This is a genomic window from Pseudidiomarina sp. WS423 (assembly GCF_050750165.1).
In the GTDB taxonomy this organism is placed as follows: Bacteria; Pseudomonadota; Gammaproteobacteria; order Enterobacterales; family Alteromonadaceae; genus Pseudidiomarina; species Pseudidiomarina fusca.
On the sequence record NZ_JBOJLN010000006.1, the window covers coordinates 105,551 to 120,529 of the forward strand.

Annotated in this window: 17 protein-coding genes; 11 read left to right on the top strand and 6 right to left on the bottom strand. The window is 49.3% G+C overall.

Features of this window, described 5'->3' with window-relative positions:
* Positions 1–68: 68 nt before the first annotated feature.
* On the bottom strand, positions 69–455 hold the full coding sequence (locus ACQ661_RS07420; protein WP_110076318.1) for a thiol-disulfide oxidoreductase DCC family protein: 387 nt from the start codon (positions 453–455) through the stop codon (positions 69–71).
* Positions 456–684: 229 nt separating this feature from the next.
* Here ACQ661_RS07420 and ACQ661_RS07425 point away from each other — a divergent pair, with 229 nt between their 5' ends.
* From ACQ661_RS07425 to ACQ661_RS07455, 7 genes are read left to right on the top strand one after another with little or no spacing between them, the layout of a single operon-like run.
* Positions 685–1,284, top strand: a complete 600-nt coding sequence (locus ACQ661_RS07425) for a thermostable hemolysin (protein WP_431668055.1) — start codon at positions 685–687, stop codon at positions 1,282–1,284.
* Positions 1,278–2,744: an AMP-binding protein gene (locus tag ACQ661_RS07430; RefSeq protein WP_431668056.1), complete on the top strand. Its 1,467-nt coding sequence runs from the start codon at positions 1,278–1,280 to the stop codon at positions 2,742–2,744. The genes ACQ661_RS07425 and ACQ661_RS07430 overlap by 7 nt, the downstream gene beginning before the upstream one ends.
* Positions 2,741–3,406, top strand: coding sequence for a TenA family transcriptional regulator (locus ACQ661_RS07435; RefSeq protein WP_431668057.1), 666 nt, complete (start codon positions 2,741–2,743; stop codon positions 3,404–3,406). The genes ACQ661_RS07430 and ACQ661_RS07435 overlap by 4 nt, the downstream gene beginning before the upstream one ends.
* On the top strand, positions 3,407–4,213 hold the full coding sequence (locus ACQ661_RS07440; protein WP_431668058.1) for an SDR family oxidoreductase: 807 nt from the start codon (positions 3,407–3,409) through the stop codon (positions 4,211–4,213).
* On the top strand, positions 4,210–4,893 hold the full coding sequence (locus ACQ661_RS07445) for a tetratricopeptide repeat protein (protein ID WP_431668059.1): 684 nt from the start codon (positions 4,210–4,212) through the stop codon (positions 4,891–4,893). Before ACQ661_RS07440 ends, ACQ661_RS07445 begins: the two co-directional genes overlap by 4 nt.
* 1 nt (position 4,894) lies before the next feature.
* Complete coding sequence (locus ACQ661_RS07450) at positions 4,895–5,572, top strand: response regulator (protein ID WP_153826636.1); 678 nt, start codon at positions 4,895–4,897, stop codon at positions 5,570–5,572.
* Positions 5,573–6,931: a histidine kinase dimerization/phospho-acceptor domain-containing protein gene (locus ACQ661_RS07455; protein ID WP_153826635.1), complete on the top strand. Its 1,359-nt coding sequence runs from the start codon at positions 5,573–5,575 to the stop codon at positions 6,929–6,931.
* Here the strand turns inward: ACQ661_RS07455 and ACQ661_RS07460 are convergent.
* A complete protein-coding gene (locus ACQ661_RS07460) occupies positions 6,928–8,925 on the bottom strand; it encodes an LTA synthase family protein (RefSeq protein ID WP_313932612.1) in 1,998 nt (665 codons plus the stop codon). The two genes, ACQ661_RS07455 and ACQ661_RS07460, sit on opposite strands and share 4 nt — an antisense overlap.
* A gap of 135 nt (positions 8,926–9,060) precedes the next feature.
* Between ACQ661_RS07460 and ACQ661_RS07465 the strand changes: the two genes are divergently transcribed.
* Complete coding sequence (locus ACQ661_RS07465) at positions 9,061–9,432, top strand: diacylglycerol kinase (RefSeq protein ID WP_110076326.1); 372 nt, start codon at positions 9,061–9,063, stop codon at positions 9,430–9,432.
* Here ACQ661_RS07465 and trxC read toward each other — a convergent pair.
* Both trxC and ACQ661_RS07475 read right to left on the bottom strand, forming a co-directional pair.
* Positions 9,429–9,857, bottom strand: coding sequence for a thioredoxin TrxC (gene trxC, locus ACQ661_RS07470; RefSeq protein ID WP_431668060.1), 429 nt, complete (start codon positions 9,855–9,857; stop codon positions 9,429–9,431). The two genes, ACQ661_RS07465 and trxC, sit on opposite strands and share 4 nt — an antisense overlap.
* 171 nt (positions 9,858–10,028) lie before the next feature.
* Positions 10,029–10,238 carry a cold-shock protein gene (locus tag ACQ661_RS07475; protein WP_110076361.1) on the bottom strand — a complete coding sequence of 70 codons (210 nt, stop codon included), beginning with the start codon at positions 10,236–10,238 and terminating at the stop codon, positions 10,029–10,031.
* A 358-nt stretch (positions 10,239–10,596) separates the two neighbouring features.
* Between ACQ661_RS07475 and ACQ661_RS07480 the strand changes: the two genes are divergently transcribed.
* The 3 genes from ACQ661_RS07480 to ACQ661_RS07490 all read left to right on the top strand — a co-directional run bounded on the left by ACQ661_RS07480 (position 10,597) and on the right by ACQ661_RS07490 (position 14,159).
* Positions 10,597–12,087, top strand: coding sequence for a SulP family inorganic anion transporter (locus ACQ661_RS07480; protein WP_431668061.1), 1,491 nt, complete (start codon positions 10,597–10,599; stop codon positions 12,085–12,087).
* A gap of 21 nt (positions 12,088–12,108) precedes the next feature.
* On the top strand, positions 12,109–12,960 hold the full coding sequence (locus ACQ661_RS07485; protein ID WP_431668062.1) for a universal stress protein: 852 nt from the start codon (positions 12,109–12,111) through the stop codon (positions 12,958–12,960).
* Between the two features lie 137 nt (positions 12,961–13,097).
* Complete coding sequence (locus tag ACQ661_RS07490) at positions 13,098–14,159, top strand: helix-turn-helix transcriptional regulator (RefSeq protein ID WP_431668063.1); 1,062 nt, start codon at positions 13,098–13,100, stop codon at positions 14,157–14,159.
* Here ACQ661_RS07490 and ACQ661_RS07495 read toward each other — a convergent pair whose 3' ends face one another.
* Together ACQ661_RS07495 and ACQ661_RS07500 are read right to left on the bottom strand one after the other, a co-directional pair.
* Complete coding sequence (locus ACQ661_RS07495; RefSeq protein WP_431668064.1) at positions 14,160–14,510, bottom strand: hypothetical protein; 351 nt, start codon at positions 14,508–14,510, stop codon at positions 14,160–14,162.
* Positions 14,491–14,832 carry a type II toxin-antitoxin system RelE/ParE family toxin gene (locus ACQ661_RS07500; RefSeq protein ID WP_431668078.1) on the bottom strand — a complete coding sequence of 114 codons (342 nt, stop codon included), beginning with the start codon at positions 14,830–14,832 and terminating at the stop codon, positions 14,491–14,493. The genes ACQ661_RS07495 and ACQ661_RS07500 overlap by 20 nt, the downstream gene beginning before the upstream one ends.
* Positions 14,833–14,979: the final 147 nt, after the last annotated feature.

Genomic DNA, 14,979 nt, shown 5'->3' on the forward strand with positions numbered 1-14,979 from the left:
GGTAAAAGCGGCTGACAGAAAGGCTCATGCCTGAGCTAAAAAGAGTGGGTTAACTAGCAGCTCGTGGTTTATTCATCTAAAGAACATTGCAAGCAGCGCTCACGTCCCGTAATTAAACGCGAAATACCATTGCGATTACGAGCAAAAAATAAGTAGCCACGATCTGCCAGCCAGCGGATCAACGGCCAGCGTAATGCGGCTGTCAGCCAACCACGACCCACCGCCGACCATGCGGCATGAGTCACATCGAGGCCGTACAGCATGGTGCCATCAGATTGCTGACCGTGCAAAATGCGGTTAGCTTCAGCTACGTCGATATGAGGAAAGCGCTCGGCGAAATCTGTGGCCCAAATATTTTCAAACTGCAATCGTTGTTGTTTGTCTTTGCGTTTAAGGTGGCGCATTTCGTTCACACACAGTGGGCAACCGCCATCATAAAATAAGATCAAAGCCATACTGACTACTCCGCTTTATCATTGCGCTATAGGTTACGTAGCTTACATAAGTTACATAAGTTACATAAGTTACATAAGTTACGTAAACAAGCGTTAAAAGATCGTTTTTTGGGGCCTTGCACTGAACTTTATTGCGCACCTTTATGACACATTGCTGCTGAGCATCTTAAGCCTTTCTTAAGCTTCACCAACTAATCTAGCCATCAGCTGCTACAAGCAATGGAGCTCGATGATGTTGTCTCAATTTATTTTACCTAATCACCCTAAACGCAACCAGGTCGAGCGGTTTATTTGTGACCGCTATTGGCTTCATTTTCAGGCCTGTTTAGAACGGCTACCACCCCTGTTACTAGCTTTGTTTGAAGACGAAGAGGTGGTTGCGGGCTGTGCTATTCAGTTAGCAGAACAGGGCCCGATGTTTTCTGAATATTATTTACCAACAGCCGCACAAAATTGCATAGCAACAAGGGTCGCAGCCACAGTCTCGCGGCAACAACTCGCAGAGATAGGCTCATTAGCAGTGGCTGATGGCCGTTATCTGACGCCACTTTTTTCAGCGGTTTATCAAGCAGCTACAGCGCTTAATAAGAACTACCTATTGTTTACCGTAACGCGGTTTTTGCAGCTTAAGTTACAGCGCTTGGGTATTCAAACCCAGCCGTTAGGTTTAGCTCATGAGCAGCAACTGCCGAGCACATTACAGGGCCTCTGGGGTAACTATTACCAACAGCAACCGCAGGTGATTTTGGTGGCTGTAAACCAAGGCTGGCCGTTAGCAACTCAAGTGCCGGCCAATGCGCCGCACAGTAGCGAGGCAATATCATGCTAATGCAACCGCAACTGCTGAACCTGATACCTTTGATGGCACGCTTGCAACAGCATGCGCAACAACAGCCACATCAGCTTGCCCTGCAAGACCACCAGTGCAGTCTTACCTACGCTGAGTTGTATCATGAGGTAAGCCAGCTTAGTCTGCAATTCTGTCAAATGACATCACCGCGGATTGCTATACAGCTTGATAACTCGGTGCAATGGGTGGTGACGGATCTGGCCATCTTGGCCGCCAATGCGGTGCAGCCGACCGTGGCTATTCCCATCCCAAGCTTTTTCAGCGCCCAACAGCAACAACAAGTTTTGCTTGATAGTGGCGCTAATCTGTTGATTGATGCTGCTGGTATGCAGCCGTTACTGGTAGCGCAGCCCGCACCACCGTTACCGCTTGGCACCGTCAAGGTCACATATACCTCTGGTAGCACAGGCACCCCCAAAGGGGTCTGTTTGAGCGCCCAAAATATTCAGACCACGTTGGTGGCGTTAGATCAGCGCTTAGGAGAGCTAGCCGTGCGTAAGCATCTGAGTTTAATGCCACTGGCGGTGCTGCTGGAAAACCTTGCGGGTGTGTATCTAAGTTTATGGCGCGGCTATCAGGTGCAGTTACAACCCGGCGCAAAGCTTGGTATGCATGGTGCGCACGAACTTCAGCTTAGCTCATTCTTTCAAGCGTTGAATCAGTTACAGCCCCATAGCCTGATAGTCACCCCGGGGTTAGTCAAAGCGCTGGTTTATGGGGTGCAGCAGCAGTACCTCAAATTGCCTGACTTGCAACTGGTTGCGGTGGGCGGAGCGCGCTTGCTACCCGAGTTAGAACGGCAAGCGTTAGCTCTGAAAATCCCCTTGCTGCAAGGCTATGGGCTATCAGAATTTGGTTCGGTGGTGTGTTTTAACCAACCCACAACAAGCACGGCTACGGACCAAGTCGGCACCGTGGGCAAGCCCTTAGATCATGCCAAAGTCTGGTTAGAGCAAGGCGAAGTGGTGGTTTCTGGCAACGCCATGCTGGGGTATCTTCATGATCCCAGTAGTTGGTATCCAACCTGTATTCGTACCGGCGATTGGGGCGAGTTTGATGAGCACGGCCGACTGCTGATAAAAGGTCGCAAAAAGCACATCATCGTCACCGAATTTGGTCGAAATCTCGACCCCGAATGGGTAGAAGCAGAGCTAACCGAGCAGCCGGAAATTTATCAGGCCGCCGTGTTTGGCAGTGAAACCTTACCCTTAACCGGCATTATCGTGGCGGCAGCCGAGGTCAGTGATAGCGCCATCAATGCGGCCATCGCCAAAGTAAATCAAAGTTTACCTGACTATGCTCGGCTGCATGCATGGCACCGAGCAGACTCAGTATTTTCAATCAACAACGCGCAGTTAACCGGCACCGGACGTCTACGCCGGGCTGAAATTGCCAAGGTCTACGCCCACTATTTGTCCTCAGAGAGGTTATTTGTATGAGTTTTTTCAATACTTTAGTAACGGCCACAGCAGACGAGCAAAACTATTTACTCAGCGCCCCGGTAATCACACAAGCACTGCAGGGTGAGATCAGCTTACCGCTGTATCAAGCCTTTTTGCAGCAAGCCTACCATCACGTGAAATACACCACGCCGTTGCTGATGCGGGCGGGGAGCGCTATCAGCCATCAACAAGAATGGCTGCGACAAGCGCTGATCGACTACATCAACGAAGAGTACGGTCACGAGCAATGGATCCTCAACGACTTAGCAGCGACCGGTATCGACCCAGAGTCGGTGCAGAACAGCCAACCTCATGCCAGTACTGCGGCTATGGTGGCGGTGGTGCATGGCAATATTGATTTGCTCCATCCGACTGCCTTTTTCGGCATGGCCCATGTGCTTGAAGGCACCAGTGTAAAATTAGCTAGCCAAGCAGCAGGTACCATTCAACAGCAATTGGCCTTACCTGACCGAGCCTTCAGCTACTTAAATTCACATGGTTCGTTAGATCTCGAACATGTGCAGTTCTTTGCCCAATTGATGGATAAAGTGACTGATCCTGTGGCGCAAGCGGCCATTATCACCACCGCCAAGCAAGTGTATCGATTGTACGGCGATATGTTCCGTGCTCTGCCTGAGCTGGCGCAGAGGAGTGTTTAGATGGCGACGTTCTCGTGGACTAACCAGCATGTGCTGTTGACTGGTGCCGCCGGTGGGTTAGGGCGTTGTATCGCGCAACAACTAAGCGCGGCCGGAGCCAAGGTGTTGTTGGTGGGGCGCAATAGCAGCAGCCTCGAAGCCTTGGCGCAGCAGCTACAGCAATCTTATTTGCAAGCCGACATCACCACCACGGCAGGACAACAAGCATTACTTGATTACGTGTTGCATTGGCGCACCACGCAGACGCCTGTTACTGGCCTGATCAACAATGCCGGGATCAATCACGCGGGCTTGTTTAGCCAGCAATCGACAACAGCTATCGCTGAGGTGATACAAACCAATCTGTTGGCACCCATGCAATTAACCGCGATGATATTGCCGTATCTGCCCCATCAGCGCGGCTGGTTAATGAACCTAGGTTCGGTGTTTGGCAGCATCGGCTTTCCTGGGCAAACCCTCTATTGTGCGAGCAAGTATGGCTTGCGTGGCTTTACCGAAGCGCTGCAACGGGAACTACCCGCGCAGCAAATAACGGTGATGTACTGCGCTCCGCGGGCTATCGATACCAACTTCAACAGCCCGCTTACGGTGGCGATGAACCAAGCCTGCGGTAGCACCGCGGATGCGCCGGAATGGGTGGCTCGCAAAGTCCTGCAACAAATTGCCCGCGGTAAATCGAAGCAGGTGCTGGGCTGGCCCGAGCGATTTTTTGCCTGGCTTAATGGCTTTATCCCAAGTTTGGTGGCGAACTCCATGCGCTCACCAAGACAACATCTTTATCGGTTAACGAAGGAGTTATCGAAATGAAACTATCTACTTACTCAGTTGTTGCCCTGACCCTGTTAGCACTACCAGCAGCAGCCATCGCCACGAATACGGAGACACCGGCAACGACCATAGTGGCGCCTGGTCAGCAAAGTCGTTTAAGTGACATTCAACAACGCTGGGCCGAAGTGAATTACCGCCTTACAGACGAAGCCCAGCAGCAGGGCTTTGAGCAATTACTAGCTGATGTACAAGCCTGGGTAGCGGCTCAGCCACAAAGCGCTGAAGCCCATATTTGGCAAGGTATTGTGCAAAGCACTTATGCTGGAGCCAAAGGTGGGTTAGGTGCTCTGAGCCTGGCCAAAGCCGCTCGCAACAGCCTAGAGCAAGCGTTAGCGCTACAACCCGATGCCCTGCAAGGTTCGGCTTATGCTAGTTTAGGCACGCTCTACTTTAAAGTACCGGGCTGGCCACTAGGCTTTGGCGATGACGATAAGGCCAAGCAATTACTTGAAAAAGCGTTAGAATTAAACCCAGATGGGATTGACCCTAACTATTTTTACGCTGATTATTTATTTGACCAAGGGGACTATCAACAGGCGCTTAGGTACACCGAGCTGGCTTTAGCGGCAGCACCGCGCCCAGAACGTCCTTTAGCCGATGCCGAACGCCGTAAAGAGGTGCAGGCATTACGCCAGCGGATTCAAGAAAAAGTGAGATAGGATGCACATTCTACTGGTAGAAGATGATGCGATGTTAGGCCAAGCGGTAGCGCTTGGCCTTAACGATCGTGGCTTTAATGTGGCTTGGGTGCAAACGGGAGCAGCCGCCATTAGTGCGCTACAACACCATGCCTATCAGGCGATGATTCTCGATTTAGGTTTACCTGATCTGGAAGGCTCGCGCGTGCTGATCAATTGTCGCAAACGTGGACTACGGTTACCGATTCTGATCTTAACCGCACGCGATAACAGTCATGAAATTGTCCAGCAACTGGACAACGGCGCTGATGATTATCTCACCAAGCCCTTTGATCTCAACGAATTAGGAGCGCGTTTACGTGCTTTGATCCGACGCCAACAAGGGCATACGTCGGCCACACTCAGCCTAGGCGAGTTGCAACTCAACACCGAAACCCGAGTGGTGCAGCTACAGCAACAACCGATTAGTTTATCGCGGCGCGAGTTTGAGCTGTTAAAAGCGCTGATCTTACAGCCCGGTCGGGTTCACAGCCGTGACCAACTAGAAGCCTCGGTGTTTGATCAAGACACAGACATCGAAAGTAATGCGCTTGAGGTTCATGTGTCAAATCTACGCAAAAAGCTCGGTAATAAAGAGTGGATAGAGACAATTCGCGGCATTGGATACCGGCTAAAACAGCCGGGCCAGGGGGCTCAATAAATGCGTTCATTTACCGATGCTTTGACCAGCCTGTTAGGTAAATCAACTTCCATTCGGCGGCGTATCCTCATTGCCGTATCCGCCGTATACTTGCTCTGCTCGGGCATCACCGTCAGCTGGATTTATCTTGAAGTACGGCACGAAGTAGACGAATTGTTTGACGCCGAAATGATTCAACAAGCTAAAACCCTTGCGGTGATTGTGGCTGAACCAGCCCGCTTGCAACTAACCACGAGCAAAGCGCAGAGCCTGGTAGTTCCTTCGTTACAGCAGCACAGTTATGAAGACCGAATCGCTTATCGTATTGAGGCGCTTGATGGCAGTTGGCAAGTGCTAACCGAAGGAGTACCCGATGCTGCCGCAGTGCCATTTCAGACCGGCTTTACCACCTATCAAGGCGAGCAGTTGTGGCACGTGTTTGGGATGCTAACTGCGGATGGGCAAAGTCGAATTCTGCTGCTGCAAGAAGATGAGTTCAGAGCCGAATTACGCAGTGATTTAGCCATCGACACGATTTTCCCGGTGCTGTTGCTGTTACCACTCATGCTGTGGCTGGGTTGGCTTGCTATTCATCGGGGCTTTAAAAGCTTTGCCCGCTTAGCGCAGCAACTCAGGCTTCGTAGCAATAATAATTATGCGCCTTTTCCGTTAGCCAATGAAGGCGAAGAAGTGGATTTGGTCAAGCGCTCTTTAAACCATTACTTAGCGCGCATTGAGCAAAGCTTTGCTCGCGAAAAGCGGTTTTCTGCTGATGCAGCCCATGAACTAAGAACCCCGTTAGCGGCCCTCAAAGTACGCCTACAACGCTTACAGGAAAGCCCTTCAGGCGATCTCCAGCAAGAGATCACCGAGCTGTTAGAAAGCACCAATCGCATCATTAATTTAGTAGAAAGCTTGCTGACCTTAGCCAAAGTTGAAGGGCAGTTGGAGCTCACCGACACCTGTGATCTGGCCAAAGTTTGGCGCCAAGTCTTGGCTGATAATTATGCCCGTATTGAGGCAAAACAGCTGCACACGGAGATCCATTTAGAGGCATCTTGCAAGCGCGCCGGAGCGGCAAGTTATTGGTACCTGTTGTGCAACAACCTGCTAGATAACGCGATCAAGTATGCACCTGCCCAAAGTAGCATCCAGTTAACCCTAGAGCAGCACCAGATGCTTCTTTGTAACCCAGTAGATAGCCAGCACCAGCTTGATATAACGCGATTAACCGAACGTTTTTATCGTGGCAAACAACTGCATGTACAAGGGGCCGGCTTAGGCTTAAGTATCGTGGCTCATTTAGCCACGCAGTTGCAGGTAGATCCCGAATTTAGCTACCACGATCAACGCTTTTGCGTGCAGCTCTACCTGCGTTAGTGGGTTAGTTCCTGGCTGATGTTAGGCTCTGGCAGCCGGTATAATCGTTGCTGATAAAGCACCGAAGGTAAGGCAGCGAAAGCCCTAATACGCTGCTCTTGCGTTTCAATAAGTGGCATTGCAAGTGGTGTAAGCTGCTTGCTAATTGGGTCGTACTGATATCTAAACTCCTGTTGATCCGCTCCCAAAACGGTCAACTGTTGGTGCTCTAGCCAACCGAAATAATCACCAAACTGCATCATCGCCCGATTTGCTGGAGGTTGTGCCGCACTTAAATCTTGGCCAACCGCAGGGATAAATCCCGACAAACCAGCAAGCGAAATCAGGGTCGGTAAAAGATCGATTTGGCTAGCGATATGAGGGATAGTCTTGGGGCTTAAATCAGCTCCAAGAATGAGCCCAGGAATATGAAATTTACTCACAGGAATAAGGTCATCTCCGTAGACTCGGGTATCGTGATCTGCCACCACTAAGAACAGTGTATTGTGCCAATAATCGCTGGCCATAGCTTGTGCAAAAAATTTACCTAAGGCGTGATCAGCGTAACGAACAGCATTGTTGAGGCTATGAACAGGTTGCTCTACGGGAGTAATAGCATCAGCGGGATACTCAAATGGCTCGTGATTAGAACTACTAAAGGCCAGCACAAAATAGGGCTGCTTAGTATCATCACGCTGCATGAGTTGTTGGTGTAAACGATCCAATAAGTCTTCGTCAGATACCCCCCAGCTCCCTTCAAATTTAGGCTCAGTAAAAGCTCGTTGGTCGACAATAGAAGCGAAGCCATTACCACTAAAAAAGCTAGCCATGTTGTCGAAGTGAGCTTCACCGCCATACAAGAACTCCGTGTGATAGTGCTGCTGCCGCAACAAACTGGCTAAGGTGAAAAAATCTCGTTGTGAGTGAGTTAATTTTACCGTCGAGCGAGCACGGGTAGGTAAGAAGCCAGCAACAACAGCTTCAATACCACGAACCGAACGAATACCAGTCGCATAAAGTTGCTCAAACCACCATCCATGTTGCTTCAATTGTTCAAGATTTGGCGTTAAAGACTGGCCGTTCACGGTTTTACCGCCGAGTGACGGGACAAAAGTGGCTCCTAAGCTTTCTTCTAAAATAATGACTATATTCAGAGGTTTATCACGCTGAATGCTAGCAGGCTGATAATGTAAGGTGGGTAATTCAGGATGGCTAAACTGATAATTTTTAAGATAGGGTTCGGTTTTTATTACTGCAAAAATATCTGCATCTGAAAGTTGACTATAACCTCGGTTCGCTTGGCTCTCATGTTTCAAATTATAGAGAGCATACAGTAACGTATAGCCTGAACTTAAATGTAAGCTATTGATAAGCGGATCTGCCGTGGTGGCGAAAAAAGCCGGATTAGCGGGACGATGAGACCAAGTGGAGCGCACTCCTATCAGCGCCACTGCGAGTGCTAACGGAAGTATCAGAGCGATTTGCCAACGGGATACCGTATGACTGGGTTGACGTAGTTGATATTGGCTGACACGAAATAAACCCCAGCCTAAGGCCATTGATGCCACGATGGAGAGGATTAACCAGCCCCGAAACCCATGCCAAAGGGTAGCAAATACTTCTGCTGGATAAGCCAAATATTCAAAGAAAAGGCGGTTAGGGCGGGTATCGTATTGGGCGATGAAGGCAGGTGTTGCTAGTTCCATAAACAGCATAAAAAAGCTAAAAAGCGTGAGCAGCCATACACTAAAGCGCTGCCACGCTTGCTGTGCATGGGCTAGTAGGAAGATAGGTAACACCAACAGCACCAGTAAAGCACCATAGCCAAGCATAATGAAATCAGCACGTACGCCACTCAGTAAATAGTGACTCAGTTGGGTAGCTGCCGATGCTCGCTCGTGATACAGATACCAGTACGCCAGTCTAAAAGCACCCAGTAAAACTAAATTTATCCCATAAAAATAGGCGAGTGGACGCAACACCATCAATGCGTGGGGGTGTTTTAACGTCTGCATGGTAAGCCTTACTATCTAGCTAAAAACATGCTTTCTAGATTATTTTTGTTGGCTTAAGGCAAGCTTAAGAAAAACCAGATAAGCTTGCTTACACAATTGAGCAACCATTCATTCACGTGCGGGTACCCGTGGCTTATGAAATCAAATAAAACAGGCATCGCAAGAATTATTCACGCCACTTTTAATTCACTTCGTGGCATTAAAATGGCGTGGCGCTATGAAGCTGCGTTTCGGCAAGACTTGCTATTAGCTACGGTATTAGTGGTCATTGCAGTTAGCTTAGAAATAACCTTGAGCGAACGCTTATTGCTGATTCTCACGGTCTTTATTTTACTGATTACTGAGCTCTTAAATTCAGCGGTAGAAGCCGTCGTTGACAGAGTGGGGGCGGAGTTTCATGAACTCAGCGGCCGTGCGAAAGATATCGCCTCGGCTGCTGTGTTTTTTGCGTTAGTACTCATGGCCGTAGTATGGGGCAGTGTCTTATTCGCTGTCGCTGGTTTTTAAAGATGCTGATTTAACCATTGAGTTAATTGGGCTGGCCCCATGGCACCTGCTTGGCGCGCAATCTCTTGCCCATTCTTAATCAACATCAAGGTAGGAATACTACGAATCATAAAATGCTGAGCTAGATGAGGCTCGGTCTCGGTACTGATTTTCACAAATCTGGCTTGATTGGCAAATGGCTTAGCTACTTGCGCAAATATCGGCGCAAATTGCTGGCAGGGTCCGCACCAACTGGCCCAAAAATCTACCACCAAGGGTAAGTCACTGTCGCGGTGAACCCGAAACTGATCGGCGTTTACGGCAAAGGCTTCGCCGCTAAACAGGGGAGCTTTACAGGCGCCGCATTTCGCCTCGGCTCGCGGCTTATCGTTAGCGACGCGATTCTTCTTATGGCAACTAGGGCAGGCAGCAATGATGGTGCTCATAGGTCACGGCTCCTTATTATTTAGAATTTACTAAAGTATCATGATGAACAATATGGAGTGAAGGAGTGGATAAATCAAGTTGCTTGTTGAAAAAGCTTAGAGGTGCGCGACAGGCATAAAAAAAGAGCGACCGAGTCGCTCTTTTTCATTTAAACCAACGCTAACGTATAATTATACGGCAACGATGTTTTCAGCTTGTGGGCCTTTAGGACCTTGAGTGATCGTGAACGATACACGTTGGCCTTCGGCTAAAGTTTTGAAACCGGTGCTAGCAATGGCGCTAAAGTGAGCAAATACGTCTGCGCCACCTTGTTGCTCAATAAAACCAAAACCTTTTGCTTCGTTAAACCACTTTACGGTACCAGTTACTGTATTAGACATAATATTAATCCTGAAATTTAAAAAGTTTGCTGCCATAGCAAGCTGCTATGAACAGAGTCATGCGGGTAAAAAAATGGAAATTTAAAACTACAGGACGAAGATTTACTGCTAATAATGCTACGTAGAGGAGATTTAACTTGCTGTTTCTTAACCAACGCCGCCTACTCTACGCTTATTCTCACATAAGTCAAAGGTTATTTTCTGGGCAAGCCTGAATGCCTCGCTTGACCTCGCGGTTTTGCGTTCATAAGTTGATAGGGTTACAATCCGCGCCCAGCCCGTCTAAGTTTCTGTACGCTTGAACTAGCCTTGATTTTTTAATTAAAAAGCAAATTAACTCAAAAGCGAAACTCTATTTATGCTCAAAACCATTCAGAACCAGTGGTTTTCAAATATCCGTGGCGATTTGTTAGCGGGTATTGTGGTTGCCCTAGCTCTTATTCCCGAGGCTATTGCCTTTTCTATCATCGCCGGTGTGGACCCTAAAATTGGTCTTTATGCCTCTTTTTGTATCGCGGTAATCATCGCCTTTACGGGAGGGCGTCCAGGCATGATCTCAGCCGCAACGGGCGCGATGGCGTTATTGATGGTGACCTTAGTACGCGACCACGGACTGGAATATTTATTAGCCGCAACCTTATTAACCGGGGTGTTGCAGATTGGGGCAGGCTACTTAAAGCTCGGTTCGTTGATGCGGTTTGTGTCGCGTTCGGTGGTAACCGGCTTTGTTAACGCGCTAGCTATTCTGATTTTTATGGCGCAACTACCTGAATTAACCAACGTAACTTGGCATGTGTACGCCATGACCGCGGCAGGCTTAGGTATCATCTATCTATTCCCGTACGTACCTGTGATCGGCAAAATGCTGCCATCGCCGCTGGTTTGTATCATCTCGTTAACGCTGGTCGCCATCTTCTGGAACATCGATATTCGCACCGTAGGCGATATGGGCGACTTACCTGATACCTTACCTATTTTCTTGTGGCCGGATGTACCACTTAACCTAGAAACGCTGGCGATTATCTTCCCTTATTCAGCCGGATTAGCCGTGGTAGGTTTATTAGAATCTTTAATGACAGCGACTATCGTTGATGACCTAACCGATACTCCCAGCGACAAAAACCGTGAATGCAAAGGCCAAGGCATTGCCAACATCGGGGCTGGCTTGATGGGCGGTATGGCCGGTTGTGCGATGATTGGGCAGTCGGTGATAAACGTTAAATCGGGCGGGCGGACGCGCTTATCTACCCTCACCGCAGGGGTGTTCTTAATGGTTCTGATTTTGGTGTTGGACGAGTGGCTCACGCAAATCCCGATGGCGGCCCTAGTTGCAGTGATGATCATGGTATCTATTGGTACTTTCAGTTGGGATTCTATTCGCAACCTCAAAAAACACCCGTTATCTACCAACATTGTGATGGTCACCACGGTGATCGTGGTGGTGGCGACTCATAACCTCGCCATTGGTGTGGGCGTGGGTGTGTTACTAGCCGCCATGTTCTTTGCCAATAAGATCGGTCACTTTATGAATGTATCTTCGAGCATAGATGCAGCGGGCACCGAGCGTATTTATACCGTGGTGGGTCAAGTATTTTTCTCCTCGGCCGACAAGTTCATAGACTCGTTTGATTTTAAAGAAGCCATTGATAAGGTTGTGATTGATCTCACCAAAGCTCATTTTTGGGACATCACTGCCGTAGGTGCGCTTGATAAAGTAGTGATTAAATTCCGTCGTGAAGGCGCAGATGTTGAAGTGCGAGGCTTAAACCAAGCCAGTGCCACCATCGTTGACCGCTTTGGCGTACACGATAAACCCGACGCCGCTGATAGCATTATGGGCGGCCATTAAAATAATAATAAGGGGAAACTGATGTCATACGTGATTAGCTGTATTGATGGTGCCTCGCGCAACACCGCGGTAAGTGACTATTCGGCTTGGGCCGCCAAACAATTAGCGGCTCCGGTGATGTTGTTGCATGTACTAGATGAGCTGAAATCGAAAGCTACAACGGAATTATCGGGCAACATTGGCCTAGGCACGCGCGAGCATTTGCTCGAACAATTAGCGGGTTTAGATGCCCAGCGCGCAAAAGTAGCACTTGAGCACGGTCATGTGATGTTGCAACTGGCAGAAGACAAGCTGCACAAACTGGGGGTAACCGAGGTGGTGCAACGTCAGCGCCATGGCGAGTTAGCCGAGAACCTACGAGCACTTGAAGGTGACGTCCGGTTAGCTGTGTTAGGTTTACATGGCGAGGCCTCAGCGAACACATTGCAACAGGTTGGCAGCCAGCTAGAAACCGTGATTCGCACGGTGCACCGACCGCTATTGCTAACCCCCGATACCTACAGCGAGCCACGTTCAGCGATGCTGGCATTTGATGGCAGCAAAACCACTCAAAAGGGCGTCGAGATGTTGGCGCAAAGCCCGTTATTTAAAGGCATGCCGATTCACGTGGTGATGGTGGATGCCGATACCGCCAACAACTGGGACAAACTAAAGTGGGCCGAACAAGTTCTGCAGGCCGCTGGCCATGAAGTGATAGTGGCACTGCGCGCCGGCGACGTGGAATCCACCTTGCACCAGTATCAAACCGAACACAACATCGACTTGATGGTGATGGGCGCTTTCGGCCACTCGCGCATTCGCCAATTCCTGGTGGGCAGCACCACCATGGCGATGCTAAAAGAAAGTCGCACCCCCACGCTCGTACTGCGCTGAAGGACTTGCAGACCCACCTCCGGACCCGGCTCCGGCCCTAGCTCCGTAGGTGGGGCCGCACCGCTTTCCAAGCTTGCAAAGCGTAAGCGATCGTCGCATTATCTTGTAGCAGAAACAACAAGGAATGGGGCGAAGGCATGCCAACTAATAATCAAAAGGGTTCAAGCAAAGAAGGCGCCATCCGGCTGCTACTTCATTTGCAGGCATTGTATCAAGGGCCCAAAACCATCAGCCAACTGATGGAATCCCTCGACGGTCAAGGCGCCGTAAGCAGCAAGGTGCGCCGCAGCGTGCAGCGCGATATGGCAGCGCTAGAAGGCTACTTCGGAGTGTATCGCGACGACGACAACGTGTGGCACATCGACCGCAGCGACTTCGACAAACTGTTTGATATTGAAGACTCGGTGGCACTGGCGCTACTGGTGGCTGAAAAGCAACTGGCACATATCACCCCCAGCCATATCCTAGAGCCACTTAACGGCCTGTTTAAACGCGCCCAAGCCAAACTCAACAACAGCGACACCGCCGCGGCGAACTGGAGCAAGCGGGTGCGTGTGGCACCAGCGTCACACCACCTAAAGCCGCCCAAAATCAACAAGACCATTTACCAGCGGCTGATTAACGCAGCTCTCAGCCAAGAAGTGCTCAAAGTGGATTATCACAGCCATCAAGGTGACGCCGCCAAGCAATTAACCGTCACCGCCTTGAGTATTTTTTATCGCGGCAGCGTGCCATACCTCATTTGTCGCATGCACAGCAGCGACCCAGCACACCAAGATAAAATTCGACAGCTTCCTTTTTCACGCATCAGTGCGGTAAAACAAACACTGTTTGATGAACCTCGCGTGCAAGGCTTTAACCTAGCCGAATATGAAGAAAATGGTGAGTTGGCCTTTCGTTACGGCGAGCCGTTTGAGCTGCACCTGGAGATCTTTAATTCAGTGCGCCGCGAAGTAGAAGACTCGCACCTGGGCGAAAACCAAAAAATCACCCCTATTAATGGCCATGACACCGTATTTAACATGACGGTTACCGTGCCGTACACGCTGAACCTGATTCAGTGGCTACTGGCCCGCGCGCCCTACTTAAAAGTAAAGGCACCGGCTGATTTTCGGCAGAAATTCTACAAAGAAGTGGCGCGCGCCCTGCAGCACGACACCGCCGAGCACGTGGAATTACCGCAAGAGCGAACGTTTTAGTTAAGAGTGAATCATGTCAGCGGCGCGAATACCTTCGCGTTGCTGGCAGGCTTTGAGCAGCGCAAAAAAATTCCGCACGGTAGCGTTACCATTGGGGCCGAGCATGCGGCGCAGACTTGGCTCAAGCATATTGATTTCACTTGCGACATCGCCAAACGCCTGTGTGCCATTCAAATAATCACGTAGCAAGGAATTTCCCACCGCAATGTCCCCCTCAAGATATGACTCCAGAGCCTCCATAAGTAAAGCCTTACGGTATTCAGGTTTTTTGCAAAGCTCCATAACCGTTTCTTTAAATTCGCGTGAGAGTGGCATATTTGCACCTTTTATTTCAGCGTTTGCGATAATCATCTAAGTACCTTTTTGCCAGTTCGATCGTTGCTCGTTGCGTCGATTTGTCACTACCGGCTAATAAAATGATTAATTTTGCTCCGTCGAAGCAGTAATAAATTCGATATCCGGGGCCAAAATGTAATCTTTTTTCTAAAAGTCCTGGAGCATGGTTGATAGCCTTAAAATCACCAAAATTTCCTGCCTCCATTTGAACAATGGCTTTGGTGATTTTAGCTTGCGCTCGGACATCTTTGATGTTGAGCAACCACTCTCGAAATGGGCTTCTTCCATCACTGTCGACGAATTCGTGCGCGACTCGTAGAACTGACTCGTTTGGCATTTTCAATTAACAAATTCCTTTTGTTAATATAATAACGTTTATGTTATTAATCAAGGTGGAAGTTATCAAAACTGAATCGACTATAGACTGGATTTAAGATTGGTTTTTAAAAATACGAAATAACCCACATTAAAGCAGGCGACACAA